Source organism: Streptomyces sp. NPDC013317, from assembly GCF_055563155.1.
This window is the reverse complement of record NZ_JBVHDX010000002.1, coordinates 119,948-145,557: the sequence shown is the minus strand read 5'-3', so window position 1 is coordinate 145,557 and position 25,610 is coordinate 119,948. Positions and strand designations below refer to the sequence as shown.

The 25,610-nt window shown below is 71.7% G+C and carries 20 protein-coding genes; 15 read left to right on the top strand and 5 right to left on the bottom strand.

Annotated elements, in window-relative coordinates; translation table 11 throughout:
- Positions 1-55 precede the first annotated feature (55 nt).
- The 4 genes from ACZ3IJ_RS05400 to mutM all read left to right on the top strand — a co-directional run bounded on the left by ACZ3IJ_RS05400 (position 56) and on the right by mutM (position 2,898).
- Positions 56-775 (top strand): YceD family protein, encoded by a 720-nt coding sequence (locus ACZ3IJ_RS05400; RefSeq protein WP_467466375.1) that lies wholly within the window; start codon positions 56-58, stop codon positions 773-775.
- Between the two features lie 2 nt (positions 776-777).
- A complete protein-coding gene (gene rpmF / locus ACZ3IJ_RS05395; RefSeq protein WP_030496967.1) occupies positions 778-951 on the top strand; it encodes a 50S ribosomal protein L32 in 174 nt (57 codons plus the stop codon).
- Between the two features lie 19 nt (positions 952-970).
- Complete coding sequence (gene rnc, locus ACZ3IJ_RS05390; protein WP_467466374.1) at positions 971-1,798, top strand: ribonuclease III; 828 nt, start codon at positions 971-973, stop codon at positions 1,796-1,798.
- A 239-nt stretch (positions 1,799-2,037) separates the two neighbouring features.
- Positions 2,038-2,898: a bifunctional DNA-formamidopyrimidine glycosylase/DNA-(apurinic or apyrimidinic site) lyase gene (mutM, locus tag ACZ3IJ_RS05385; protein ID WP_467466373.1), complete on the top strand. Its 861-nt coding sequence runs from the start codon at positions 2,038-2,040 to the stop codon at positions 2,896-2,898.
- Here mutM and ACZ3IJ_RS05380 read toward each other — a convergent pair.
- Complete coding sequence (locus ACZ3IJ_RS05380; protein WP_467466372.1) at positions 2,888-3,271, bottom strand: winged helix-turn-helix transcriptional regulator; 384 nt, start codon at positions 3,269-3,271, stop codon at positions 2,888-2,890. The two genes, mutM and ACZ3IJ_RS05380, sit on opposite strands and share 11 nt — an antisense overlap.
- A 101-nt stretch (positions 3,272-3,372) precedes the next feature.
- Positions 3,373-4,209, bottom strand: a complete 837-nt coding sequence (locus tag ACZ3IJ_RS05375; protein WP_467466371.1) for a CAP domain-containing protein — start codon at positions 4,207-4,209, stop codon at positions 3,373-3,375.
- A 165-nt stretch (positions 4,210-4,374) separates the two neighbouring features.
- On the opposite strand from ACZ3IJ_RS05375, the gene ACZ3IJ_RS05370 reads away from it, so the two are divergent.
- From ACZ3IJ_RS05370 to ACZ3IJ_RS05355, 4 genes are all read left to right on the top strand, one after another.
- On the top strand, positions 4,375-4,656 hold the full coding sequence (locus ACZ3IJ_RS05370; RefSeq protein ID WP_383226673.1) for an acylphosphatase: 282 nt from the start codon (positions 4,375-4,377) through the stop codon (positions 4,654-4,656).
- Between the two features lie 393 nt (positions 4,657-5,049).
- Positions 5,050-5,265 (top strand): hypothetical protein, encoded by a 216-nt coding sequence (locus ACZ3IJ_RS05365; RefSeq protein WP_352190317.1) that lies wholly within the window; start codon positions 5,050-5,052, stop codon positions 5,263-5,265.
- Between the two features lie 196 nt (positions 5,266-5,461).
- Complete coding sequence (gene smc / locus ACZ3IJ_RS05360) at positions 5,462-9,037, top strand: chromosome segregation protein SMC (RefSeq protein WP_467466370.1); 3,576 nt, start codon at positions 5,462-5,464, stop codon at positions 9,035-9,037.
- A gap of 203 nt (positions 9,038-9,240) precedes the next feature.
- The gene (locus ACZ3IJ_RS05355) at positions 9,241-10,674 is read left to right on the top strand and encodes a sugar porter family MFS transporter (RefSeq protein WP_467466369.1); all 1,434 of its coding nucleotides are present in this window, start codon (positions 9,241-9,243) and stop codon (positions 10,672-10,674) included.
- Positions 10,675-10,721: 47 nt separating this feature from the next.
- Here ACZ3IJ_RS05355 and ACZ3IJ_RS05350 read toward each other — a convergent pair whose 3' ends face one another.
- Both ACZ3IJ_RS05350 and ACZ3IJ_RS05345 read right to left on the bottom strand, forming a co-directional pair.
- Positions 10,722-11,699: an LLM class flavin-dependent oxidoreductase gene (locus tag ACZ3IJ_RS05350; RefSeq protein ID WP_467466368.1), complete on the bottom strand. Its 978-nt coding sequence runs from the start codon at positions 11,697-11,699 to the stop codon at positions 10,722-10,724.
- A 58-nt stretch (positions 11,700-11,757) separates the two neighbouring features.
- The gene (locus tag ACZ3IJ_RS05345) at positions 11,758-13,239 is read right to left on the bottom strand and encodes a cytosine permease (RefSeq protein WP_467466367.1); all 1,482 of its coding nucleotides are present in this window, start codon (positions 13,237-13,239) and stop codon (positions 11,758-11,760) included.
- A gap of 85 nt (positions 13,240-13,324) precedes the next feature.
- Between ACZ3IJ_RS05345 and ftsY the strand changes: the two genes are divergently transcribed.
- Positions 13,325-14,551, top strand: coding sequence for a signal recognition particle-docking protein FtsY (gene ftsY, locus ACZ3IJ_RS05340; protein ID WP_467466366.1), 1,227 nt, complete (start codon positions 13,325-13,327; stop codon positions 14,549-14,551).
- 91 nt (positions 14,552-14,642) lie between these two features.
- Here the strand turns inward: ftsY and ACZ3IJ_RS05335 are convergent, their stop codons facing one another.
- Positions 14,643-15,296, bottom strand: a complete 654-nt coding sequence (locus tag ACZ3IJ_RS05335) for a bifunctional DNA primase/polymerase (protein WP_467466365.1) — start codon at positions 15,294-15,296, stop codon at positions 14,643-14,645.
- A 418-nt stretch (positions 15,297-15,714) separates the two neighbouring features.
- Here ACZ3IJ_RS05335 and nsdA point away from each other — a divergent pair, with 418 nt between their 5' ends.
- The 6 genes from nsdA (at position 15,715) to ftsH (ending at position 25,606) form a co-directional block, all read left to right on the top strand.
- Entirely contained in the window at positions 15,715-17,190 is a 1,476-nt protein-coding gene (gene nsdA / locus ACZ3IJ_RS05330) for a transcriptional repressor NsdA (RefSeq protein WP_467466932.1), read from the top strand.
- 379 nt (positions 17,191-17,569) lie between these two features.
- Complete coding sequence (locus ACZ3IJ_RS05325; protein ID WP_391798244.1) at positions 17,570-18,916, top strand: ammonium transporter; 1,347 nt, start codon at positions 17,570-17,572, stop codon at positions 18,914-18,916.
- On the top strand, positions 18,913-19,251 hold the full coding sequence (locus tag ACZ3IJ_RS05320) for a P-II family nitrogen regulator (protein WP_101390346.1): 339 nt from the start codon (positions 18,913-18,915) through the stop codon (positions 19,249-19,251). The genes ACZ3IJ_RS05325 and ACZ3IJ_RS05320 overlap by 4 nt, the downstream gene beginning before the upstream one ends.
- A 26-nt stretch (positions 19,252-19,277) precedes the next feature.
- Positions 19,278-21,734 carry a [protein-PII] uridylyltransferase gene (locus ACZ3IJ_RS05315; protein WP_467466364.1) on the top strand — a complete coding sequence of 819 codons (2,457 nt, stop codon included), beginning with the start codon at positions 19,278-19,280 and terminating at the stop codon, positions 21,732-21,734.
- Positions 21,735-21,990: 256 nt separating this feature from the next.
- Positions 21,991-23,544 carry a signal recognition particle protein gene (gene ffh, locus ACZ3IJ_RS05310; RefSeq protein ID WP_467466363.1) on the top strand — a complete coding sequence of 518 codons (1,554 nt, stop codon included), beginning with the start codon at positions 21,991-21,993 and terminating at the stop codon, positions 23,542-23,544.
- A 139-nt stretch (positions 23,545-23,683) separates the two neighbouring features.
- A complete protein-coding gene (ftsH, locus tag ACZ3IJ_RS05305) occupies positions 23,684-25,606 on the top strand; it encodes an ATP-dependent zinc metalloprotease FtsH (protein ID WP_467466361.1) in 1,923 nt (640 codons plus the stop codon).
- Positions 25,607-25,610 lie beyond the last annotated feature (4 nt).

Genomic DNA, 25,610 nt, shown 5'->3' with positions numbered 1-25,610 from the left:
GCCCGGATTGGGCCCTGAGCGAAGCGTCCAGTATCCTGGCTCTTCGGTCGCGCGTATGCCCGCGATCCCTGCTGCCCGCTTCGTCTCTCGATTCGAACGCGGCCAGCCCCCTCACGATCCGAAAGCAGGAAGAGCCCTGAGCACGCGCCTCGACCACCGCAACCCCCTCGTGTTCGACACACACGAGCTGGGGCGGCGTCCTGGTGCCCTTCAGCGGATCTCCCGTTCGGCCGAGGCCCCCAAGAACTTCGGTGTCGAAGGGGTCGTCGGTGTGCCGGAAGGCGCGCCGGTGGAAATCGACCTCCGTCTCGAGTCGGTCATGGAAGGGGTGCTTGTCACAGGCACCGCCCGTGCATCGGCCGAGGGGGAGTGCGTAAGGTGTCTGGAGCCCGTCGAGCTCGATCTCGACGTGGACTTCCAGGAGATGTTCTCGTACCCCGACTCCGACGACCGGGGCCGCTCCAAGGCGGTCGCGGACGACGAAGCCGAGGACGACGAGGACATGATCCCCCTCGAGGACGGCATGTTCGACCTCGAGCCCGTGCTGCGTGATGCGGTGGTGCTCGCACTGCCGATGCAGCCGGTGTGCCGGGAGGACTGTGCGGGTCTGTGCTCCGAATGCGGAGCCGACCTGAACGCCGACCCGGACCACCACCACGATGCCGTCGACATGCGTTGGGCGGCACTGCAGGGACTCGCCGGTTCGCTGGGAACCGATGAGAAGGACAACATGAGCGGCGCCGAAGCTGGCGTCGACGAGAAGCAGGAGAAGTAGCCGTGGCTGTTCCGAAGCGGAAGATGTCGCGCAGCAACACGCGCCACCGCCGGTCGCAGTGGAAGGCTGCGGTCCCCACCCTGGTTTCGTGTGAGCGTTGCCAGGAGCCGAAGCAGCAGCACATCGCGTGCCCGAGCTGCGGCACCTACAACAAGCGCCAGGTCCTCTCGGTCTGAGTGGCTGGTGAGAGGCGCAATGTCTGAGTCCAACAAGACGGACAATGCCTCGTCCCACACGCTTCTGGAAGGGCGGCTCGGGTATCAGCTCGAGTCCGCCCTTCTGGTGCGTGCGCTGACGCACCGCTCGTACGCGTACGAGAACGGCGGTCTGCCCACCAACGAGCGTCTGGAGTTCCTCGGGGACTCCGTGCTCGGCCTGGTGGTCACGGACACGCTGTACCGCACCCACCCCGACCTGCCCGAGGGCCAGCTGGCCAAGCTGCGGGCCGCGGTGGTCAACTCGCGTGCGCTGGCGGAGGTCGGTCGCGGCCTCGAGCTCGGCTCCTTCATCCGGCTCGGCCGGGGCGAAGAGGGCACGGGTGGCCGGGACAAGGCATCCATCCTCGCCGACACCCTTGAAGCGGTGATCGGTGCGGTCTATCTCGACCAGGGCCTCGACGCGGCCTCGGAGCTGGTGCACCGGCTCTTCGACCCGCTGATCGAGAAGTCCTCGAACCTCGGTGCAGGCCTGGACTGGAAGACCAGCCTCCAGGAGCTGACCGCGGCCGAGGGTCTGGGTGTTCCGGAGTACCTCGTCACGGAGACGGGCCCGGACCACGAGAAGACCTTCACTGCTGCCGCCCGCGTCGGTGGTGTCTCGTACGGCACCGGCACCGGCCGCAGCAAGAAGGAAGCGGAGCAGCAGGCGGCGGAGTCCGCATGGCGCGCGATCCGCGCGGCGGCGGACGAGCGTCTCGCGGCCGCGAAGGCCGCGGCGGAGGCGGGCGAGACCGCTCCGACCGTCGACGGCGAGCAGCCCACGAGCGGCGGGGCGCCGACGCCCGCCGGGCTTCCGTCGGACTGACCGCTCCTTCGAGCAGGAACCACCCGCCCGCCCTCCGGCTCCGGAGGGCGGGCGGACCTCTCTCCGCCGACGGCCCCCCGGCCCCTGGCATCCGGCCGCCCCTGGCATCCGGCCCGGCCCCCGGCCCGGCCCCCGGCCCGGCCCCCGGCCCGGCCCCCGGCCCGGCCCCCGGCCCGGGACGACCGGTTCCCCGGCGATAGGCTGCGGCCATCGTCCACCTCACCCCCGGAGGAGTGCCCGTGCCCGAGTTGCCCGAGGTCGAGGTCGTACGGCGCGGTCTGGAGCGCTGGGTCGGCGGGCGGACCGTGGGCGAGGTCGAGGTGCTGCACCCCCGCGCGGTCCGCAGGCACCCGGCCGGCGGCGCGGACTTCGCCGCCCGGCTCAAGGGCCACACCTTCGGGATCGCACGCCGGCGCGGCAAGTACCTCTGGATCCCGCTGGCGGACACCGGGGCCTCCGTCCTCGGCCACCTCGGGATGAGCGGGCAGCTGCTCGTACAGCCCGAGACCACCCCGGACGAGAAGCATCTGCGCATCCGGGTCCGGTTCGAGGACGGCCTCGGCACCGAACTGCGCTTCGTCGACCAGCGCACCTTCGGCGGACTCTCGCTCCACGACAACACCCCCGACGGGCTGCCCGACGTCATCGCGCACATCGCCCGCGACCCGCTGGACCCGGCGTTCGACGACGCCGCCTTCCAGGCGGCCCTGCGCCTGCGCCGTACGACCATCAAGCGGGCGCTGCTCGACCAGACGCTGATCAGCGGGGTCGGCAACATCTACGCGGACGAGGCGCTCTGGCGCGCCCGGCTCCACTACGACCGGCCGACCGCCACGCTCACCCGGCCCCGCTCGGCCGAACTCCTCGGTCACGTACGGGACGTCATGAACGCGGCCCTCGCGGTCGGTGGCACCAGCTTCGACAGCCTGTACGTCAACGTGAACGGCGAGTCGGGCTACTTCGACCGGTCGCTCGACGCGTACGGGCGGGAGGACGAGCCGTGCCATCGCTGCGGCACACCGATGCGCCGCCGTCCCTGGATGAACCGGTCGAGCTACTTCTGCCCGCGCTGCCAGCGCCCGCCGCGCGCTACGGCGTGACGGCCGCCCGGCCCGCGTCGTACCGCTCGCGCGCCGACAGGACCTCCGGCATCCGGCCCTCCACCAGCTCGATCAGACCGACGAGCCGCTCGGCGACCTCGCGTCCCAGCGGTGTGAGCGTGTAGTCCACCCGCGGAGGGTTCGTCGGCTGCGCCTCGCGGTGGACGAGCCCGTCCCGCTCCAGGGCGTGCAGGGTCTGCGACAGCATCTTCTCGCTCACCCCGTCGACCCGGCGCCGCAGCTCGTTGAAGCGGAAGGTCCCCTCGTACAGTGCGCCGAGGGTGAGGCTGCCCCACCGCCCGGTCACATGCTCCAGCGTGACGCGCGACTGGCAGGCCCGGGCGAACACGTCGAAGGCGAGGTCGTCACTCATGTCCTCACCGTACTGCGGCACAGCGCTTACCGCCGGGTTGCGCTCACCACAGGCACGCGCTCACCAGGCGATGCGCGTCCCGGCGGTCGGTCGGCCCCGGCTCAGAAACCGAAGTCCTGCGTCCACCAGGGGCCGCCGTCGGCGAAGTGCACGCCGACGCCGAGCGTCGTGTAGTCGCAGTTCAGGATGTTCGCGCGGTGGCCGTCGCTGTTCATCCAGGAGTCCATCACCGCCGCCGCGTCCACCTGGCCGCGGGCGATGTTCTCGCCGCCCATGCCGGAGACGCCCGCCTGCGACGCCCGGTCCCACGGCGTGTCGCCGTCGGGGTCCGTGTGGTCGAAGAAGCCTCGCGCGGCCATGTCCGCGCTGAAGGCACCCGCCAGCGACGCGAGCGCGGAGTCCGAGCGCACCGCGGAGCAGCCCACCTTGGCCCGCTCCTGGTTGACCAGCCGGACGACCTCGGCCTCGGCGGCCGCGGCGCGGCTCAGGGTCGGCGCCGCCGGCGCCGTCGTGCGGGTCGGCGCGGGCTTCGCGGTCGTCGGAGCCGGCTTCGGCTTCGCCGTCTGCGTGGGGACGGCCTTCCTCGTCGGGGTCGCCGTCTTCGACGGCTTGGCGGCCGTCTTCGACGGGGTGGGGGAGGCGGTCGTCTTCGACGGCTTCGGCGAGGGGGTCGCGGAGGGGGAGGCCTTGCCCGTACCCGTTCCGGTGCCGGTCGACGTGGACGACGGGGTCGCGGACGAGCCGCCCTGCGTCGTCAGCTCCGGCGCCTGCCGGGACTGGTTCTGCTCCGTGCCGGAGCCGGCGCTGCCCACGGTGTGCGTCTCCCCGCCGGGCAGCATGCCCGAGGCGACGGCGATCGCGCCGACCGCCACCGCGGCGGAGGCACCGAGCAGTCCGGTGCGCACGGGCGCGCTGCGCCTCCTGCGATGGCGTCCCATCCCTCTGCCTCCCTGATCCGTACTGCTGGCTTTGCTGATCTTTGCTACTGCGGGCTTGTCGAATGCGACGCGCCCGAACGGGTGAGCCGTATTCCGACGGGACTGTACGCCATGACGCGTGGGGGCGGTGTGCTCTGTGTCCAATTGGCCAGCTAGCGTTCAGCCATGAACGAAGACGTACGGCTGACCGCCTGGGTGCGCGGCCGAGTACAGGGAGTGGGCTTCCGCTGGTTCACCAGGGCAAACGCGCTGGAGATCGGCGGCCTCGTCGGCTTCGCCCTCAACCTCGACGACGGCCGGGTACAGGTCGTGGCCGAGGGGCCGAGTGAGAATTGCCACCGTCTGCTGGAGTGGCTGCGCTCCGCCGACACTCCCGGGCGTGTGGACGGAGTCACTGAGATCTGGGACACCCCGCGCGGCGGCTACGACAGCTTCGCGATCCGCTGAGGATCACCCTTACGGCGCTCCGTCCGATGGCCTGCTCTGCCTTCGGGCGGACGTTCGGCGAAGGGTCGCCGAAGGGGAAACGGCCTGATGGTTGCCGAGAAGGGCTTGCGATGCCAGGCTCCGCGCGGAAGGATGATCGCCACGCCCCCTGAGGTGCCGAGTTGCGAGGTCCAGCCGCCTGTTGTGCGGCCGTAGACCCCCGGCGCCCCTTGATACCGGGCGTGATCGTGTTGACCGTCAAACTTTTTGGTGAGACTCTGGAATCCCCGCGCACCTTAGCTGTTTGGCAGTAAGAACCGGCACGACATGAAGCACTGCCGAGCACCGCGGGTGCGAAATCCCTCACGACCCACACCGCTTCGGTCGGTCACTCAGTGTGGAGGACCATCCATCATGGCAAAGGCGCTTCTCGGTTACGTCGGCGGCTCCGACCCGCGACTCCTCGCCGAGATGCGACGGCTTCAGCAGCGCGTCCAGGACCTCGAGTCCGAGCTTGTACGGATTCAGTCCGAGAACGACGCGCTCAACGCTGCCGCCGCACAGCATGGCGAGTCGCTGCTCGACAGCATCGACCTCGACGTTCCCAAGGCGGAGCCTGCGCTCACCTGACCGTCACCGTCCCCGTGACTGTCGGCCCCGTGCCGGGGCAGGGTGAGAAACACTCTCGCTGGCAGAGATAGATGTGCAAGGGACGCTCCGGCGTCCCTTCTTTCTTGAGTCCCCCACGTCCCACCCCCTCCTCACCCGAGGGTGTGCCCTGCACCTTCATGGGTGAAACGCGCAACCACAGGTAGAGTCCGGGGGCGTGCATCTCAAGGCCCTGACTCTCCGCGGTTTCAAGTCGTTCGCGTCCGCCACCACGCTGCGGTTCGAACCGGGAATCACGTGTGTCGTCGGGCCCAACGGATCGGGCAAGTCCAACGTCGTGGACGCGCTCTCCTGGGTCATGGGCGAGCAGGGCGCCAAGTCGCTGCGCGGCGGCAAGATGGAGGACGTCATCTTCGCCGGCACGACCGGGCGTCCGCCGCTCGGCCGCGCCGAGGTCTCGCTGACCATCGACAACTCCGACGGCGCGCTCCCCATCGACTACGCCGAGGTCACGATCACCCGGATCATGTTCCGGGGTGGCAGCAGCGAGTACCAGATCAACGGCGACACCTGCCGGCTGCTCGACATCCAGGACCTGCTCTCCGACTCCGGCATCGGCCGCGAGATGCACGTCATCGTCGGCCAGGGCCAGCTCGACTCCGTCCTCCACGCCGACCCGATGGGCCGCCGCGCGTTCATCGAGGAGGCGGCCGGCGTCCTCAAGCACCGCAAGCGCAAGGAGAAGGCGCTGCGGAAGCTCGACGCGATGCAGGCCAACCTCGCGCGCGTCCAGGACCTCACCGACGAACTGCGCCGCCAGCTCAAGCCGCTCGGCCGCCAGGCGGCCGTCGCCCGCCGGGCCGCCGTCATCCAGGCCGACCTGCGCGACGCCCGGCTGCGGCTGCTCTCCGACGACCTCGTCCGCCTCCAGGATGCCCTGAAGGCCGAGGTCGCCGACGAGGCCGCGCTCAAGGAACGCAAGGACGGTGCCGAGAGCGAGCTGAGGGCCGCCCTGGCGAAGGAGGCCGAGCTCGAGGACGAGGTCCGCCGGCTCGCCCCGCGGCTCCAGCGCGCCCAGCAGAGCTGGTACGAACTCTCCCAGCTCGCCGAGCGGGTGCGGGGCACGGTCTCGCTCGCCGACGCGCGCGTGAAGAGCGCCACCGCGCAGCCGCCCGAGGAGCGCCGGGGCAGGGACCCGGAGGACATGGAGCGCGAGGCCGCCCGCATCCGCGAGCAGGAGGCCGAGTTGGAGGCCGCCCTCGAGGCGGCCGAGCGGGCGCTCGAGGACACCGTCGCCCACCGAGCCGACCTCGAACGCGAACTCGCGGTGGAGGAGCGCCGGCTCAAGGACGTGGCGCGTGCGATCGCCGACCGGCGCGAGGGCCTCGCGCGGCTGCACGGCCAGGTCAACGCCGCCCGCTCGCGGGCCGCGTCCGCGCAGGCCGAGATCGACCGGCTGGCCGCCGCCCGGGACGAGGCCCAGGAGCGGGCCGTCGCGGCCCAGGAGGAGTACGAGCAGCTCAAGGCAGAGGTCGACGGCCTCGACGCGGACGACAGTGAGCGGGGGGAGCGGTACGAGGCCGCCCGCCGCGACCTCGCCGAGGCGGAGACCGCCCTGACGGCCGCCCGCGAGGCCGCCACCGCCGCCGACCGCCGCCGCGCCGCGACCAGGGCCCGCCACGAGGCCCTCTCGCTCGGGCTGCGCCGCAAGGACGGGACGGGAGCTCTGCTCGGGTCCCGCGACAGCCTGACCGGGCTGCTCGGCCCGGCCGCCGAACTGCTCACCGTCACACCCGGCTACGAGATCCCGCTGGCAGCCGCCCTCGGCGCGGCGGCGGACGCCGTCGCCGTCTCGGGCCCCACCGCCGCGGTCGAGGCCCTGCGCCTCCTGCGCAAGCAGGACGCGGGCCGGGCCGCGCTGCTGCTGACGGACGCGCCGGAGCCTGCCGGGCCCGCGGTCGGTGGCCCGGGCCGGGCCGCCTCGCCCGGTCTGCCTCCCCGCGCCGCCGACTTCGTCCGGGGGCCCGGGGAACTCATGGCCGCGGTGCGACGGTTGCTCGACGGGATCGTGGTGGTCGGCTCCCTGGACGAGGCCGAGGACCTCGTCCACGCCCATCCCGCGCTCACCGCCGTCACCGGCGAGGGCGATCTGCTCGGGGCGCACTTCGCCCACGGAGGCTCCGCCGGGGCCCCCAGCCTCCTCGAGGTACAGGCGTCCGTCGACGAGGCGGCCGCCGAGCTGGAGGAGCTGGAGTCCCGCTGCGAGGAGCTGGCCGAAGCCCAGCGGACGGCGACCGAGTCACGGCGTACCGCGGCCGCGCTCGTCGAGGAGCTGGCCGAGAGCCGCCGCGCCGCGGACCGCGAGAAGTCCCAGGTGGCCCAGCAGCTCGGCCGGCTCGCCGGACAGGCCAGGGGCGCCGCGGGCGAGGCCGAGCGGACCGCGGCCGCCGCCTCCCGCGCGGACGAGGCCCTGGAGAAGGCGCTGTACGAGGCTGAGGAGCTCGCCGAGAGGCTGCTCGTCGCGGAGGAGGCGCCGGGTGAGGAGGAGCCCGACACCTCCGTGCGCGACCGGCTCGCCGCCGACGGCGCCAACGCCCGCCAGACCGAGATGGAGGCCAGGCTTCAGCTCCGTACGCACGAGGAGCGGGTCAAGGGGCTCGCCGGACGGGCCGACTCCCTGGACCGGGGCGCCCGGGCCGAGCGCGAGGCACGCGCGCGTGCGCAGCAGCGGCGCGCCCGGCTGCGCCACGAGGCGGAGGTCGCGGCCGCCGTCGCCTCCGGCGCCCGGCAGCTGCTGGCCCATGCCGAGGCCTCCCTCGTCCGGGCCGAGCAGGAGCGGGCCCTCGCCGAGGCCGCCAAGGGCGCTCGCGAGCAGGGCCTGTCCGCGGCCCGCGCCCGGGGCCGGGACCTGAAGTCCGAGCTGGACAAGCTGACCGACTCCGTCCACCGCGGTGAGGTCCTCGGTGCCGAGAAGCGGATGCGCATCGAGCAGCTGGAGACCAGGGCGCTGGAGGAGCTGGGCGTCGAGCCGGCCGGTCTGGTCTCGGAGTACGGTCCCCACCAGCTCGTACCGCCGTCGCCGCCCGCCGAGGGCGAGGAGCTGCCGGAGGATCCGGAGCATCCGCGCAACCAGCCCCGCCCGTTCGTCCGTTCGGAGCAGGAGAAGCGGCTCAAGGCCGCCGAGCGGGCGTATCAGCAGCTCGGCAAGGTGAACCCGCTGGCCCTCGAGGAGTTCGCGGCGCTGGAGGAACGGCACAAGTTCCTCTCCGAGCAGCTGGAGGACCTGAAGAAGACCCGGGCCGACCTCCTTCAGGTCGTGAAGGAGGTTGACATCCGTGTCGAGCAGGTCTTCAGCGAGGCGTACCGGGACACCGCGCGCGAGTTCGAGGGCGTCTTCTCACGGCTCTTCCCGGGCGGCGAGGGGCGGCTGATCCTGACCGACCCCGACAACATGCTCACGACCGGGGTCGACGTGGAGGCCCGTCCGCCCGGCAAGAAGGTCAAGCGGCTCTCGCTGCTCTCCGGCGGCGAGCGCTCGCTCACCGCCGTGGCCATGCTGGTCTCCATCTTCAAGGCCCGGCCCAGCCCGTTCTACGTGATGGACGAGGTGGAGGCGGCGCTCGACGACACCAACCTCCAGCGGCTGATCCGGATCATGCAGGAGCTCCAGGAGTCCTCGCAGCTGATCGTCATCACGCACCAGAAGCGGACGATGGAGGTCGCGGACGCGTTGTACGGCGTTTCCATGCAGGGGGACGGGGTATCCAAGGTCATCAGCCAGCGACTGCGGTGATGATCGGCTTCAAGTCTTGAACGCAAGGGAACTGAAACTCAGTTTTAAGTCATACGACATGACCTCTTGACTTCGAAACCTGAAGGCATAGTCTCTGCAACGTTGCTTTTACCTTCACGTGGTGGGCGGCGTGATGTTGTGCGCCACTTGAAGGGCTCGCCCCCCACGCACCGGCGACGCTGCCGGAGCCCCCAGGAGTCCATGTGACCAGCCCCGCGCAGGCGCCCACGCCGCCGCCCTCCGAAGGCCGAGCCGCCCACCCGGACCACCTCGGCCACGTCATCTTCATCACGGCGTCCGCCGCGATGGGAGGCTTCCTCTTCGGATACGACAGCTCCGTCATCAACGGCGCCGTCGAGGCCATCCGGGACCGCTACGACATCGGCTCCGGCACCCTGGCCCAGGTCATCGCCATCGCCCTGATCGGCTGCGCGATCGGCGCCGCGACCGCCGGACGCATGGCCGACAAGATCGGCCGCATCCGCTGCATGCAGATCGCCGCCGTGCTGTTCACCGTCAGCGCCGTCGGCTCGGCCCTGCCCTTCGCCCTGTGGGACCTGGCCTTCTGGCGGATCGTCGGCGGCTTCGCCATCGGCATGGCCTCGGTGATCGGCCCGGCCTACATCGCCGAGGTCGCGCCCGCCGCGTACCGCGGCCGGCTCGGTTCCTTCCAGCAGGCCGCCATCGTCATCGGCATCGCCGTCTCCCAGCTCGTCAACTACGGCATCCTGCAGCTCGCCGACGGCGACCAGCGCGGCGAGATCGGCGGCCTCGAGGCCTGGCAGTGGATGCTCGGCGTGATGGTCGTCCCCGCCGTGCTCTACGGTCTGCTCTCCTTCGCCATCCCGGAGTCCCCCCGCTTCCTCATCTCCGTCGGCAGGACCGACAAGGCCAAGGAGGTCCTCGCCGAGGTCGAGGGCCATGGCGTCGACCTGGACCACCGCGTCGCCGAGATCGAACTGGCCATGCGCCGTGAGCACAAGTCCACCTTCAAGGACCTGCTCGTCGCCGGCACCCGCTTCAAGCTGCTCCCCATCGTCTGGGTCGGCATCGGGCTCTCCGTCTTCCAGCAGCTGGTCGGGATCAACGTCGCCTTCTACTACTCCTCGACACTCTGGCAGTCGGTCGGCATCGACCCCGCCGGCTCGTTCTTCTACTCGTTCACCACGTCGATCATCAACATCATCGGCACGGTGATCGCGATGGTCCTGGTCGACCGGGTGGGCCGTAAGCCCCTCGCCCTCGTCGGCTCCGTCGGCATGGCGATCGCCCTCGCCTTCGAGGCCTGGGCCTTCTCCGCCGAGCTCGTCGACGGCAAGCTGCCGACCACCGAGGGCGTCGTCGCGCTCGTCGCCGCCCACGTCTTCGTGCTCTTCTTCGCCCTCTCGTGGGGCGTGGTGGTCTGGGTCTTCCTCGGCGAGATGTTCCCCAACCGGATCCGCGCCGCCGCCCTCGGCGTGGCCGCCTCCGCGCAGTGGATCGCCAACTGGGCCATCACGGCCAGCTTCCCGTCCCTGGCGGACTGGAACCTCTCCGGCACCTACATCATCTACACGGTCTTCGCCGTGCTCTCCATCCCCTTCGTGCTCAGGTACGTGAAGGAGACCAAGGGCAAGGCGTTGGAGGAGATGGGCTAATCCCCGCTGCCCCTCTCCTCGCGCACGGAACTGCCCCGGCCACGGTCCTATGCCGTGAGCCGGGGCAGCACCGTCTCGCCCAGCAGCCGCAGGGAACGCCACCCCTCCTCGACCGGCATCCCGCCGCAGAGCGGATGCAGCACCAGGCTCTCCAGCTCCCGCCCCAGCGCCACGCACTCGTCCGGGGTCACGATCCGGTAGACCCCCTCGGCCCGTAGCTCCGCCACGGTCGTCGCCGCCGAGCGCACCGCCGAGCGGATGTCCTTCGACTGCCAGGAGGCGTAGGTGCGCGCCTCGTGCAGGAAGTGCTCCCCGTACAGCTCCCAGGTCCGCTCCGGATCCTCCGAGACGTGCAGCAGCGGGGTCTTCTCGGCCGGCATCATCGTCCAGCCCTCGGTGCCGTGCTCCGCGCACTGCTGCTTGTAGTACTCCTCCAGCTCCGGCAGATGGGCGCTCGGGAAGAGCGGCAGCCCGAGCCGCGCCGCCCGCCGCGCCGCCGCCTTCGACGAGCCGCCGACGAGCAGGAGCGGATGCGGCGTGCTGAGGGGGCGCGGCGTGACCCGTACCGTACGGCCCTCGTACGTGAACGGCTCACCGGTCCAGGCCTTCAGAAGGGTCTCCAGGAGCAGGTCCTGGAGCTTGCCGCGGCGGCCCCAGTCGACCCCGCGCTCCTCGTACTCCTCCGGCCGGTACCCGATCCCCGCGACCGTCACCAGGCGGCCGCCGCTCAGCAGGTCGAGGACGGCGATCTCCTCCGCGAGCCGCAACGGGTCGTGCAGCGGGCCGATGATCGCCGAGACCGTGACCGCGATCCTCCTCGTGGCGCCGAACACCGCGCCCGCGAAGGCGAACGGAGAGGGCAGCCAGTTGTTGGCGGCGCCGTGGTGCTCCTCGGTCTGGACGGTGTCGACGCCGCGCTCGTCGGCGTAGGCGGCCATGGCGAGGGCCGCGCGATAGCGCTCCGAGAGGGACTCGGGGGTCGCGTGCGGATCGACGAGGTTGAACCGTACGACTGTGAAGGGCATGGGAAGTCCCCCTCCGCGCGTGGGAAGCCGGCGAAGGGGGACGGTATCTGACGTTGCGTCAGATGCAAACAGTCTCGGAGGAGCTCTCCCGGTCCCCGGCCCGGTCCCGGTCGGACCGGTCCACGGCCTCCGACGGGCCCGCGGCCCGGGGCAGTACCGCGTACAGCACACCCGCGACCACGATCGTCGCCGCCCAGCCGAGCCCGTTCTCGCCGATCCAGGAGGAGGCGAGCGGACCGGAGAACCAGTCGACCCGGGTGAACAGCAGGCCGGTCACCAGCGCCACCGCCCACGCCGTCATGGCCTGCCAGGCGAATCCGCCCCGGTACCAGTACGCACTGGTCCGCGAGGTGTCCATCAGCGCCTCGCCGTCGTAGGACCGCCGGCGCAGCATGTCGACGCCGAAGACGCCGATCCACGCCGAGAAGGCCACCGCGAGCAGCGTCAGGAAGGAGATGAACGAGCCGATGAAGCTGGTCGCCACCACCATCAGCAGGAAGCCGAAGACCAGGCTGATCACGGCGTTCACGCTCACCGCGGCGGCCCGGGAGACCCTGATGCCGAGCGTCTGCGCGGTGAAGCCGGCCGAGTACATCGACATCGAGTTGATCAGCAGCATCCCGATCAGCGCGATGATCAGGTACGGCACGGCGATCCAGGCCGGCAGCAGCTCCCCGATGAACGACACCGGGTCCTGCGCCGAAGCGAGCCCGGGGGTGCCCACCGCCATCACCGCTCCCATCAGGACCATCGGCAGCACGACGATCCCGGCACCGCCGATCGTGGAGCCGACCATCGCCTTCGAGGAGGCCGTCCGGGGCAGGTAGCGGGTGAAGTCCGGGCCGGAGGGGACCCAGCTGATGCCGCCCGCGGCGATCGTGCCGATGCCCGCGATCATCATCGCCGTCGAGCCGGCCGGCTTGTCGAACACCGCGGACCAGTCGGTGCCCGCGACGAGGTACACCAGCACCAGCACCGAGAACGCGCCGAAGAGGTACGTCGACCACGTGCTGCACACCCGCAGGGCGTTGATGCCGAGCCCGGACACCAGGAACGTGCAGGCGACGAAGAGCAGCAGGGTGACGACGATCAGCAGGGTGTTCGACTCGATCCCGAAGAGCAGGTCGAGCACGGTCAGGACGGCGTAGGCGCCGGTCACCGCGTTGATCGTCTCCCAGCCCCAGCGGGCCACCCAGATCAGCGAACCGGGAAAGAGATTGCCGCGCTGACCGAAGACGGCCCGCGACAGGGCCATGCCGGGGGAGCCGCCGCGCTTACCCGCGATCGAGATCAGGCCGACGATCCCGTACGCCAGGACGGGCGCCGCCGTCGCGACGACGAGCACCTGCCAGAAGTTCAGGCCGTTGAAGACCACCAGGCCCGCGCCCATCGTGAGCAGGAGCACACTGATGTTGGCGGCGACCCAGGTCGGGAACAGCTCGCGGACGCGGCCGGTGCGCTCGGCGTCGGGGACGGGCTCGAGACCTCGGGTCTCGACCGCGCCTTCGCTCTCGACGACGGCTTCGGCGGCAGAGGGCATGGTGGTACTCCGTGCGGGGGGTGGGGGACCCACCCAGAGTACGTGCTCCTCCTGAGGCTCGGTCGTGGCCGATACTGGACCCGTTATGGAACTCATTCTTGCTGTAGTCATCGCCCTGGTCGTCGCCGTCGCCGTGACCAGCGGGCTCGTGATCAGCGGCCGCAGGAAGAAGCAGCTGCCGCCGCCCGAGGCGCCGTCCGCCACGCCGACCATCACCGCTCCGCCCGCCGAGCCGCACGTCGGCGAAGAGGCGGAGACACCGCGGGAAGAACCACGCCGCACCATCGAGGAGGTCGACCTCCCGACCGCGGAGGAGGCCGTCGAGAGCCCCACCGCCGTCGAGGACCCGGTCGTCGCCGAGGCGCCCGCGCCCGAGATCGAGGTGCCGGAGCCGACCGCGGGCCGTCTCGTACGGCTCCGTGCGCGTCTCGCCCGCTCGCAGAACTCCCTCGGCAAGGGGCTGCTCACGCTGCTGTCGCGTGACAACCTCGACGAGGACACCTGGGAGGAGATCGAGGAGACCCTGCTCACCGCCGACGTCGGCGTCGCCCCGACCCAGGAGCTGGTCGAGCGGCTCCGCGAGCGCGTCCGGATCCTCGGCACGCGTACGCCGGAGGAGCTGCGCGGCCTGCTGCGCGAGGAGCTCATCGCCCTGCTCGGCCCGGACTTCGACCGCGCCGTGAAGACCGAGAGCGACCCGGGCACCCCGGGCGTCGTCATGGTCGTCGGAGTCAACGGCACCGGAAAGACCACGACCACGGGCAAGCTTGCCCGTGTCCTGGTCGCCGACGGCCGCTCGGTCGTCCTCGGCGCCGCGGACACCTTCCGCGCCGCCGCCGCGGACCAGCTCCAGACCTGGGGCGAGCGGGTCGGCGCGCGCACCGTGCGCGGGCCCGAGGGCGGCGACCCGGCGTCGATCGCCTTCGACGCGGTCAAGGAGGGCATCGCCGAGGGCGCGGACGTCGTCCTGATCGACACCGCCGGCCGCCTGCACACCAAGACCGGCCTCATGGACGAGCTGGGCAAGGTCAAGCGGGTCGTCGAGAAGCACGGCCCGCTGGACGAGGTCCTGCTGGTCCTCGACGCCACGACCGGCCAGAACGGCCTGGTCCAGGCGCGCGTCTTCGCCGAGGTCGTCGACATCACGGGCATCGTGCTCACCAAGCTCGACGGCACGGCCAAGGGCGGCATCGTCGTGGCCGTCCAGCGCGAGCTGGGTGTCCCGGTCAAGCTCATCGGCCTGGGCGAGGGCCCTGACGACCTGGCCCCCTTCGAGCCGGGCGCCTTCGTGGACGCGCTCATCGGGGACTGAGGCACCCGTAACCGCACGAAGGCCCCGCCGGTTCTCCGGCGGGGCCTCCGCGTGTGGGAAGGGCGTTCGGATTCGCGTGTCGGAAGGGCGTTCAGAAGTGCGTCCGATGGCAGATGTACGCCAGGACGCCCAGCAGCAGCCGCGCCTCCGGCGGCGCCCCCGCGGTGTCCAGCGTCGGCGGACGCAGCCAGCGGACCGGGCCCAGGCCCGCGAGGTCCGACGGCGGCGCCGTCACATGGTCGCCGGGCCCCAGACCGCGCAGGTCCAGGTCCGCGTCGTCCCAGCCCATCCGGTACAGCAGCTGAGGAAGCCCCGCCGCGGCCCCCGGCGCGACGAAGAACTGCGCCCGTCCCGTCGGCGTCGCGCAGACCGGGCCGAGCGGCAGGCCCATGCGCTCCAGCCGGACCAGCGCCCGGCGCCCCGCCGGCTCGGCGACCTCGATCACGTCGAAGGACCGGCCCACCGGCAGCAGCAGCGCGGCGCCGGGGTACTCGGACCACGCCTTCGTCGCGTCGTCCAGACCCGCGCCCGCGGGGACCGGTTCGGCGAACGAGAGCGGATGTGCCCCCGGAGCCGTACAGGACGCGTCGCCGCAGGAGCACTGGCCGGAGACGGCACGCGCGCCGGGGACGACGTCCCAGCCCCAGAGTCCGGTGTACTCGGCCACCGCTGTGCACTCGGAGGTGCGGACGCGGCGACGTGAGCCGGAGCGGATCTCGCGGATGCCGCCGATCGTGAAGCCCATGCCCCCTCCAACGGGTCGGAAGCGCCGGTGGTTACGACCCGGATCCCCACGGTCACGCTCCGTCGCCCCGGGTGGCGCTCGGTCGCGGGCGAGGTGGTGCGCAACCGTGGCGCGCGCCTCCTCGCGCTACGGTCCGCCGACCATGGTTCCGTCGCATGTCAAGTGAATCGCGTTCGGCGGCAGGGGAGTTCATTCGAAGGGGTGGCGAATGGTGGCGTTTCTTGAATCCGCCTCGCAGGACGGGTGATCGTAGGATTACTTTCGGTGCTCGAACCCGGAGTTGCTTGCGCGCGTGGGTATGCCGGAGGCAACCCGGTTTCCTGTTCGAAGGAGTGGAACCTCCGGACGGGAGCCGCAAGACACGGCATTCTGATAGGGGTTCGCGCAACAGAGTCTCGACGTGGATGGGGGCGTTCCTGTGGGCGGCAACGGCGCAGACGGTACGACTGCCGGCAAGCGCCCGAACGAGCAGCTCAGCTCGTGGTTCGTGCGGAGCGGCTGGTCCAAGGGCGAACTGGCGCGCCAAGTGAACCGCAGGGCGCGCCAGATGGGTGCGCACCACATCTCCACGGACACCTCGCGCGTCCGCCGCTGGCTCGACGGCGAGCAGCCCCGCGAACCCATCCCGCGGATCCTCTCGGAACTGTTCTCCGAGAGGTTCGGCTCGGTCGTGGCCGTCGAGGACCTCGGGCTGCGCGCGGCCCACCAGGCCCCGTCCGTCTCCGGAGTCGACCTGCCCTGGGCCGGCCCACAGACCGTCGCCCTGCTCAGCGAGTTCTCCCGCAGCGACCTGATGCTCGCCCGGCGCGGTTTCCTCGGCACCTCCCTCGCGCTCGCCGCCGGCCCCTCCCTCATCGAGCCCATGCAGCGCTGGCTCGTCCCCACCCCGCCCGGGGAGCCCCTTCCGGCCGAGCCGGCCGCCGACGGCCATCGCCCGGTCAAGCTCTCCGCTATCGAACTCGACCTGCTCGAATCCACCACGGCGATGTTCCGCCAGTGGGACGCCCAGTGCGGTGGCGGACTGCGCCGCAAGGCCGTCGTCGGCCAGCTCCACGAGGTCACCGACCTGCTCCAGGAGCCCCAGCCGGCCGCCACCGCGCAGCGCCTCTTCACCTGCGCGGCCGAGCTCGCCGAGCTGGCCGGCTGGATGAGCTACGACGTCGGCCTGCAGCCCACCGCCCAGAAGTACTTCGTCCTCGCCCTGCACGCCGCCAAGGAGGCCGGGGACAAGCCGCTCGGCTCGTACATCCTCTCCTCCATGAGCCGCCAGATGATCCACCTCGGCCGGCCGGACGACGCCCTCGAACTCATCCACCTCGCCCAGTACGGGAGTCGAGACTGCGCCACCCCGCGCACCCAGGCCATGCTGTATGCGATGGAGGCCCGTGCCTACGCCAACATGGGCCAGCCGTCCAAGTGCAAGCGGGCCGTACGGATGGCCGAGGACACCTTCTCCGACGTCGGCCTCGACGGCGAGCCGGAGCCCGACTGGATCCGCTTCTTCTCCGAGGCGGAACTCAACGGCGAGAACTCCCACTCCTACCGGGACCTCGCCTACGTCGCGGGGCGCTCCCCGACGTACGCCTCGCTCGCCGAGCCCGTCATGGAGCGGGCCGTCACGCTCTTCGAGAAGGACCCCGAGCACCAGCGTTCGTACGCCCTCAACCTCATCGGCATGGCCACCGTGCACCTCCTCAAGCGCGAGCCCGAGCAGTCCGCCGTGCTGGTCGAGAAGGCGCTCGGCGTCGCCAGGAGCGTCCGCTCCGAGCGCGTGAACACCCGGCTGCGCAAGACGGTCGACACCGCCGCACGCGACTTCCGCGACGTCGCCGAGGTCGTCCAGCTCACCGACCGGCTGACCGCGCTGCTGCCCGAGACCGCCGAGGCGGTCTGAGTACCCGGCCCTCCGGCTCTTCCGGACCCCGGCCTTCCCGACCCCGGCCGCGACAGCGTTCCCGTACTGACCGACTCGGCTCCCCCGCCGCCAGGACAACCGGGACGTCTGTCGCGGCCGGTCCCTTTCCCGCGCCCCGGACCGGCGCCGCTCCCGCCCGTCACGCGGGCCAGGGGCCTCTCTCCGTTACACGCCCGTGACCCGGGGGTTCACAACGGCGTAACACGCCCCAACCCTTCGTCACTGCGGCGAAACATCGGGCGGCATCGGCGGAAACCGCGCTGCGCGAATCTCTGGCGCATAACCGGCCACCCCTCACGGCCAAGCCGCTCTCCGGCCCCGCCCCCGCACAGGCCGTACCGACGACGAGGAGACGCCGATGGCACCAGCCATCACGACCCTGGCCGCAGACGCCCCCGAGCTGTCTGCCGCCAACACCGGGTTCATGCTCATCTGCTCCGCCCTGGTCATGCTGATGACCCCGGCACTCGCCTTCTTCTACGGAGGCATGGTCCGCGTCAAGTCCACCCTGAACATGCTGATGATGAGCTTCATCAGCCTCGGGATCGTCACGATCCTCTGGGTGCTCTACGGCTTCAGCATCGCCTTCGGCACCGACTCCGGATCGCTCATCGGCTGGTCCTCCGAGTACGTCGGCCTCAGCGGCATCGGCGTCACCGAGCTGTGGGACGGCTACACCATCCCGGTGTACGTCTTCGCCGTCTTCCAGCTGATGTTCGCCATCCTCACCCCGGCCCTGATCAGCGGCGCCCTCGCCGACCGGGTGAAGTTCACCGCCTGGGCCCTCTTCATCGCCCTCTGGGTCACCGTCGTCTACTTCCCCGTCGCCCACTGGGTCTGGGGCGCCGGCGGCTGGCTCTTCGAGATGGGCGTCATCGACTTCGCCGGCGGTACGGCGGTCCACATCAACGCCGGTGCCGCGGCCCTCGGCGTGATCCTCGTCATCGGCAAGCGCGTCGGCTTCAAGAAGGACCCGATGCGCCCGCACAGCCTCCCGCTGGTCATGCTGGGCGCCGGTCTGCTCTGGTTCGGCTGGTTCGGCTTCAACGCCGGCTCGTGGCTCGGCAACGACGACGGCGTCGGCGCGGTGATGTTCGTCAACACCCAGGTCGCCACCGCCGCCGCCATGCTCGCCTGGCTGCTCTACGAGAAGATCCGCCACGGCTCCTTCACCACGCTCGGCGCGGCCTCCGGCGCCGTCGCCGGCCTCGTCGCCATCACCCCCTCGGGCGGCTCCTGCTCCCCGCTCGGCGCGATCGCCATCGGCGCCATCGCCGGTCTGCTCTGCGCCATGGCCGTCGGCCTGAAGTACAGGTTCGGCTACGACGACTCCCTGGACGTCATCGGCGTCCACCTGGTCGGCGGTGTCATCGGCTCCCTGCTCGTCGGCTTCTTCGCCACCGGCGGCGTCCAGTCCGACGCCAAGGGCCTCTTCTACGGCGGCGGCCTGGAGCAGCTCGGCAAGCAGGCCATCGGCGTCGTCGCCGTCCTCGCCTACTCTCTGATCGCCTCCGCGATCCTCGCGCTGATCATCGACAAGACGATGGGCATGCGGGTCAGCGAGGACGACGAGGTCTCCGGCATCGACCAGGTCGAGCACGCCGAGACCGCGTACGACTTCAGCGGAGCCGGCGGCGGCGCCTCCTCGCGCTCCACCGCCGCGCCCGCCCCGGCAGCTACGGAGACCAAGAAGGTGGACGCATGAAGCTCATCACCGCAGTCGTGAAGCCGCACCGGCTGGACGAGATCAAGGAGGCCCTCCAGGCCTTCGGAGTCCAGGGCCTCACGGTCACCGAGGCCAGCGGGTACGGCCGCCAGCGCGGCCACACCGAGGTCTACCGCGGTGCCGAGTACACGGTCGACCTCGTCCCCAAGATCCGTATCGAGGTCCTCGTCGAGGACGACGACGCCGAACAGCTCATCGACGTCGTGGTCAAGGCGGCCCGGACCGGCAAGATCGGTGACGGCAAGGTGTGGAGCGTGCCGGTCGAGACCGCCGTACGGGTCCGCACCGGCGAACGCGGTCCGGACGCACTGTAGGCACGGAGCACGTAAGGAGCTGCTGGGTGACGAGCGTCGACACGAGCACACGAGCGGAAGACTCGGGACCCAGCGGCTACGCGGCGGCCCGGCTGCGCCTTCTCACCGAGAAGGGGCGGTCCGGGCCGCCGCGCCGTGCCGCCCTGGCCCGGCTCACGGACGACTGGCTGACCGGACTGTTCACCGCCGCCGGGCCGCCACGAGGGGTGGCGCTCGTCGCCGTCGGCGGCTACGGGCGCGGCGAACTCTCCCCGCGCAGCGACCTCGACCTGCTCCTGCTGCACGACGGCACCGCCGACGCGGGCACGGTCGCCGGCCTCGCCGACCGGATCTGGTACCCGGTCTGGGACCTCGGCCTCGCCCTCGACCACTCCGTCCGCACCCCCGCCGAGGCCCGCAGGACCGCCGGGGACGACCTCAAGGTCCAGCTCGGCCTCCTCGACGCCCGGCCGGTCGCCGGCGACCTCGGACTCGTCGCGGGACTGCGCACCGCCGTCCTCGCCGACTGGCGCAACCAGGCGCCGAAACGGCTTCCGGAGCTGGACGCGCTCTGCCGCGAGCGCGCCGAGCGCATGGGGGAGCTGCAGTTTCTTCTCGAACCCGACCTCAAGGAGGCCAGAGGAGGGCTCCGCGATGCCCAGGTCCTGCGAGCCGTCGCCGCCTCCTGGCTCGCCGACGCCCCGCGCGAGGGCCTCGACGAGGCCCGCCGCCGCCTCCTCGACGCCCGCGACGCGCTCCACCTCGCCACCGGACGGGCCACCGACCGGCTCGCCCTCCAGGAACAGGGCGCCGTCGCCGACGAGCTCGGCCTCCTCGACGCCGACACCCTGCTCCGCGAGGTGTACGAAGCGGCGCGGATCATCTCGTACGCCACCGACGTCACCTGGCGCGAGGTCAACCGGGTCCTGAAGGCCCGCTCGGCACGCCCCCGCTTCCGCGGCCTCCTGGGCGGCCGCTCGGGCGGCGGAAGGCCTCCCGTCGAACGCACCCCGCTCGCCGAAGGCGTCGTCGAGATGGACGGCGAGGCCGTCCTCGCCCTCAGCGCCAAGCCCGACCGCGACCCGGTGCTGCCGCTGCGCGCCGCGGCCGCCGCCGCCCAGTCCGGGCTCCCGCTCTCCCTCCACGCCGTACGCCGTCTGGCGGCCGCCGCCAAGCCCCTGCCGGTGCCCTGGCCCGCCGAGGCGCGCGAGGAGCTCGTCACCCTGCTCGGCGCGGGGGAGCCCACCGTGCCCGTCTGGGAGGCGCTGGAGGCCGAAGGTCTCGTCACCCGGCTCCTGCCCGACTGGGAGCGCGTCCGCTGCCGCCCGCAGCGCAACCCCGTCCACACCTGGACCGTCGACCGGCACCTCGTCGAGACCGCCGTACGGGCCTCCTCGCTGACCCGCCGCGTCGGCCGGCCCGACCTGCTGCTCGTCGCCGCGCTCCTGCACGACATCGGCAAGGGCTGGCCCGGCGACCACTCCGTGGCCGGCGAGACCATCGCCCGCGACCTCGCGACCCGGATCGGCTTCGACCGCGCCGACGTGGCCGTCGTCGCCACCGTCGTACGCCACCACCTGCTGCTCGTCGAGACCGCGACCCGGCGCGACCTGGACGACCCCGCCACCGTCGAGGCCGTCGCCTCCGCCGTCGGCACCACCGGGGCCCTGGAACTGCTGCACGCCCTCACCGAGGCCGACGCGCTGGCCACCGGCCCGGCCGCCTGGTCCACCTGGCGCGCCTCCCTCGTCGCCGACCTCGTCAAACGGGTCGGGGCCGTTCTCGCCGGAGAGCCCGCGGCGGAGCCCGAGCCCGCCGCGACCAGCGCCGAACAGGAACGCCTCGCCATCGAGGCGCTGCGGACCGGAGAGCCGGTCCTCGCCCTGCACACCCAGCCCGAGAGCGCCCCCGAGGACGGCGAACCGGAACCGGTGGGCGTCGAGCTCCTCATCGCCCTGCCCGACCAGCCCGGCGTCCTGCCCGCCGCGGCCGGCGTCCTCGCGCTGCACCGGCTCACCGTGCGCGCCGCGGACCTGCGCGCCGTCGAGCTCCCCACCCCGCTCGGCGCCGGCGCCGGCGCCGTCCTGGTCCTGAACTGGCGCGTGGCCGCCGAGTACGGCTCCCTGCCGCAGGCCTCCCGGCTCCGCGCCGATCTCGTACGGGCCCTGGACGGCAGCCTCGACATCCCCGCCAGGCTCGCCGAGCGCGACGCCGCCTACCCCCGGCGGCGCGGCCTCACCGCCCCGCCGCCCCGCGTCACCGTCGCCGCCGCGGACTCCCGGCTCGCCACCGTCATCGAGGTCCGCGCCCAGGACGCCCCCGGACTGCTCCACCGCATCGGCCGGGCGCTGGAGGGCGCCGAGGTGCGGGTCAGGAGCGCCCACGTCTCGACCCTGGGCGCGAACGCGGTGGACACGCTGTACGTGACCCGTCCCGACGGCTCCCTCCTGGCGGAGGAGGAGGCCGCGGACGTGGCGCAGGCGCTGGAGAAGGCGCTGAGGTGATCCGTGACACGGGGGGCGCGCCGCTCGTCGAGCCGGGGACGCGCCCGGCGTCGAGGGGGGCGCTCCCCGCACGTGCGGGGGTGACCCTCAGGTCACGGACCGGGCCACCGGTGCCGAAATCCGCTCCCCGCGCCCGCGGGGGTTCCCGTGACCTCGCCCACCGGTTTCGGCGGGCGGGGGCACGTCCTTCGAGCGGCCAGATACCCTTGAGGGCAATCTGTCCGCCTGCCCCCGACACCGAGGATCCGCGACCGCCGTGTTCGATACCCTCTCCGACCGCCTTGCAGCGACATTCAAGAACCTCCGGGGCAAGGGCCGCCTGTCCGAGGCGGACATCGACGCCACCGCGCGCGAGATCCGGATCGCCCTCCTCGAGGCCGACGTCGCGCTGCCCGTCGTCCGGGCCTTCATCAAGCAGGTCAAGGAGCGGGCCGCCGGCGCCGAGGTCTCCCAGGCGCTGAACCCCGCCCAGCAGGTCATCAAGATCGTCAACGAGGAGCTCATCGGCATCCTCGGCGGCGAGACCCGGCGCCTGCGGTTCGCCAAGACCGCGCCCACCGTGATCATGCTCGCCGGTCTCCAGGGTGCCGGTAAGACCACCCTCGCCGGAAAGCTCGGCCTCTGGCTCAAGAGCCAGGGCCACTCCCCGCTGCTCGTCGCCTGCGACCTCCAGCGCCCCAACGCCGTCACCCAGCTCGGTGTCGTCGCCGAGCGCGCGGGCGTGGCGTTCTACGGCCCGCAGCCGGGCAACGGCGTCGGTGACCCCGTCCAGGTCGCGAAGGACTCGATCGAGTACGCGCGGACCAAGCTGTACGACGTCGTCATCGTCGACACCGCCGGCCGCCTCGGCATCGACCAGGAGCTGATGCAGCAGGCCGCGGACATCCGCGACGCCGTCAGCCCGGACGAGGTCCTCTTCGTCGTCGACGCCATGATCGGTCAGGACGCGGTCAACACCGCCGAGGCCTTCCGCGACGGCGTCGGCTTCGACGGCGTCGTGCTCTCCAAGCTCGACGGCGACGCCCGAGGCGGTGCCGCGCTCTCCATCGCGCACGTCACCGGCCGCCAGATCATGTTCGCCTCCAACGGCGAGAAGCTGGACGAGTTCGACGCGTTCCATCCGGACCGCATGGCGTCCCGCATCCTCGGCATGGGCGACATGCTCTCGCTTATCGAGAAGGCCGAGCAGACCTTCAGCCAGGAAGAGGCCGCCAAGATGGCCTCCAAGCTGGCGTCCAAGAAGGGCCAGGAGTTCACGCTCGACGACTTCCTCGCCCAGATGGAACAGGTCCGCAAGATGGGCTCCATCTCCAAGCTGCTCGGGATGCTCCCCGGCATGGCGCAGATGAAGGAGCAGATCAACAACATCGACGAGCGGGACGTCGACCGCACGGCCGCGATCATCAAGTCGATGACGCCGGGCGAGCGCCAGGACCCGACCATCATCAACGGCTCGCGCCGCGCACGTATCGCCAAGGGCTCCGGCGTCGAGGTCAGCGCGGTGAAGGGGCTCGTCGAGCGCTTCTTCGAGGCCCGCAAGATGATGTCCCGCATGGCCCAGGGCGGCGGCATGCCGGGCATGCCCGGCATCCCGGGCATGGGCGGCGGCCCCGGCCGCCAGAAGAAGCAGATCAAGCAGGCCAAGGGCAAGCGCAAGAGCGGCAACCCGATGAAGCGCAAGGCCGAGGAGGAGGCCGCCCAGGCCCGCCGCGAGCAGGCGCAGCAGGGCGGGGCGTTCGGCCTCCCGGCGCCCGGGCAGAACCCCGGCGACTTCGAGCTGCCGGACGAGTTCAAGAAGTTCATGGGCTGAGCAGGTTCCCGAAGGGGCCCGGAGCGGTGTGAAACCGCTCCGGGCCCCTTTTCACTCCTTCACCCCGCCTGACATGCCGGGATCGTCCTGCCTTTCGATACTGGGGGCCGGGCCCGACCGTCGGTGTGAGGAGAGCAGCGTGCCCAACTCCGTACCTCCGCGCGACCGGACCGACCAGCCCTGGCGCTCGGAGGGGGCACCGCCGCCGCAGCCGCCGAAGAGGAAGATGCCCGGCGGGTGGGGCGGGCTCGTCCTCGCCGCCCTGGTCGTCTATCTCATCGCCAACCTCGTGCTGTCGTTCTTCAACCGGGGCGACGAGCCGACGATCTCGTACACCGAGTTCAGCAAGCAGGTGAACGCGGGCAACGTCACCAAGATCTACTCCAAGGGCGACGCGATCCAGGGCGAGCTGAAGAACAAACAGCCGCTGCCCAACGGGGACAAGGGCGACTACTCCAAGTTCGTCACCCAGCGGCCCGCGTTCGCCGACGACGAGCTCTGGAACGAGCTGACCGCGAAGGGCGTCACGGTCACCGCCGAGCCCGTCGTCCAGGAGCGCAGCTTCCTCGCCAACCTGCTGATCGCGCTGGCACCGATGCTGCTGCTCGTCGCGCTGTGGATCTTCATCGCCCGCCGGATGAGCGGGATGGGCGGCGCGGGCGGCATGCTCGGCCGCAAGGCCCCGCCCAGACCCGTCGAGCTCGAAGCCGGCGTCCGGCGCACCACCTTCGAGGACGTCGCCGGGATCGACGAGGTCGAGGGCGAACTCAACGACGTCGTCGACTTCCTGAAGAACCCCTCCGCCTACCGCGACATGGGCGCCAGGATGCCGCGCGGCGTGCTCCTCGCGGGACCGCCCGGCACCGGCAAGACCCTCCTCGCCCGGGCGGTCGCCGGGGAGGCCGGCGTGCCGTTCTTCTCCGCCTCCGCGTCGGAGTTCATCGAGATGATCGTCGGCGTCGGGGCCTCGCGGGTCCGCGAGCTCTTCGCCGAGGCCCGCAAGGTCGCCCCGGCCATCATCTTCATCGACGAGATCGACACCATCGGCCGCGCGCGGGGCGGCGGCTCCGGCATGGGCGGCCACGACGAGCGCGAACAGACCCTCAACCAGATCCTGACGGAGATGGACGGCTTCACCGGCTCGGAGGGCGTCATCGTCCTCGCCGCGACCAACCGCGCCGACGTGCTCGACCCGGCGCTCACCCGGCCCGGCCGCTTCGACCGGATCGTGCACGTGAACCCTCCCGACCGCGGGGGCCGCGAGGCCATCCTCAGGATCCACACCCGGGACATCCCGCTCGCCCAGGACGTCGACCTGGTCCAGGTCGCCCGGACGACTCCGGGGATGACCGGCGCGGAGCTCGCCAACCTCGCCAACGAGGCCGCCCTCCTGGCCGTCAAGCGGCAGCAGAAGGCGGTCACCGCGTCCGACCTGTCCGACGCCCTGGAGAAGGTCCAGCTCGGCGCCGAGCGGCCGCTGGTGATGCCGGAGGAGGAGCGGCGCCGCACCGCGTACCACGAGAGCGGCCACGCCCTGCTCGGGATGCTCCAGCCCGGCGCGGACCCCGTCCGCAAGATCACGATCGTGCCGCGCGGGCGCGCCCTCGGCGTCACGCTCTCCACGCCGGACGCCGACAAGTACGCGTACACCGAGGAGTACCTGCGCGGCCGGATCATCGGCGCGCTCGGCGGCATGGCCGCCGAGCAGGTCGTCTTCGGAGTCGTCACCACGGGCGCCGAGAGCGACCTGGAGCAGGTCACCAACATCGCCCGCGGCATGGCGGGCCGCTGGGGCATGAGCGAGCGCGTCGGCCGCCTCACGGCCATCCCCGGGGACGCGCAGCAGGCGTACGGCCTCTCGGCGGCCCCCGCGACCCTCGACATGGTGGCCGAGGAGATGCGCCGGATCGTCGACGAGTGCTATGAGAGCGCCGTCCGCCAGCTCCGCGAGAACCGCGAGAAACTCGACGCCCTGGCGACCGCCCTCCTGGCGAACGAGACCCTGGAGGAGGCCGCCGCGTACCGCGCCGCGGGCATCACCCGCCCGGACAAGGACTCCTGACGCG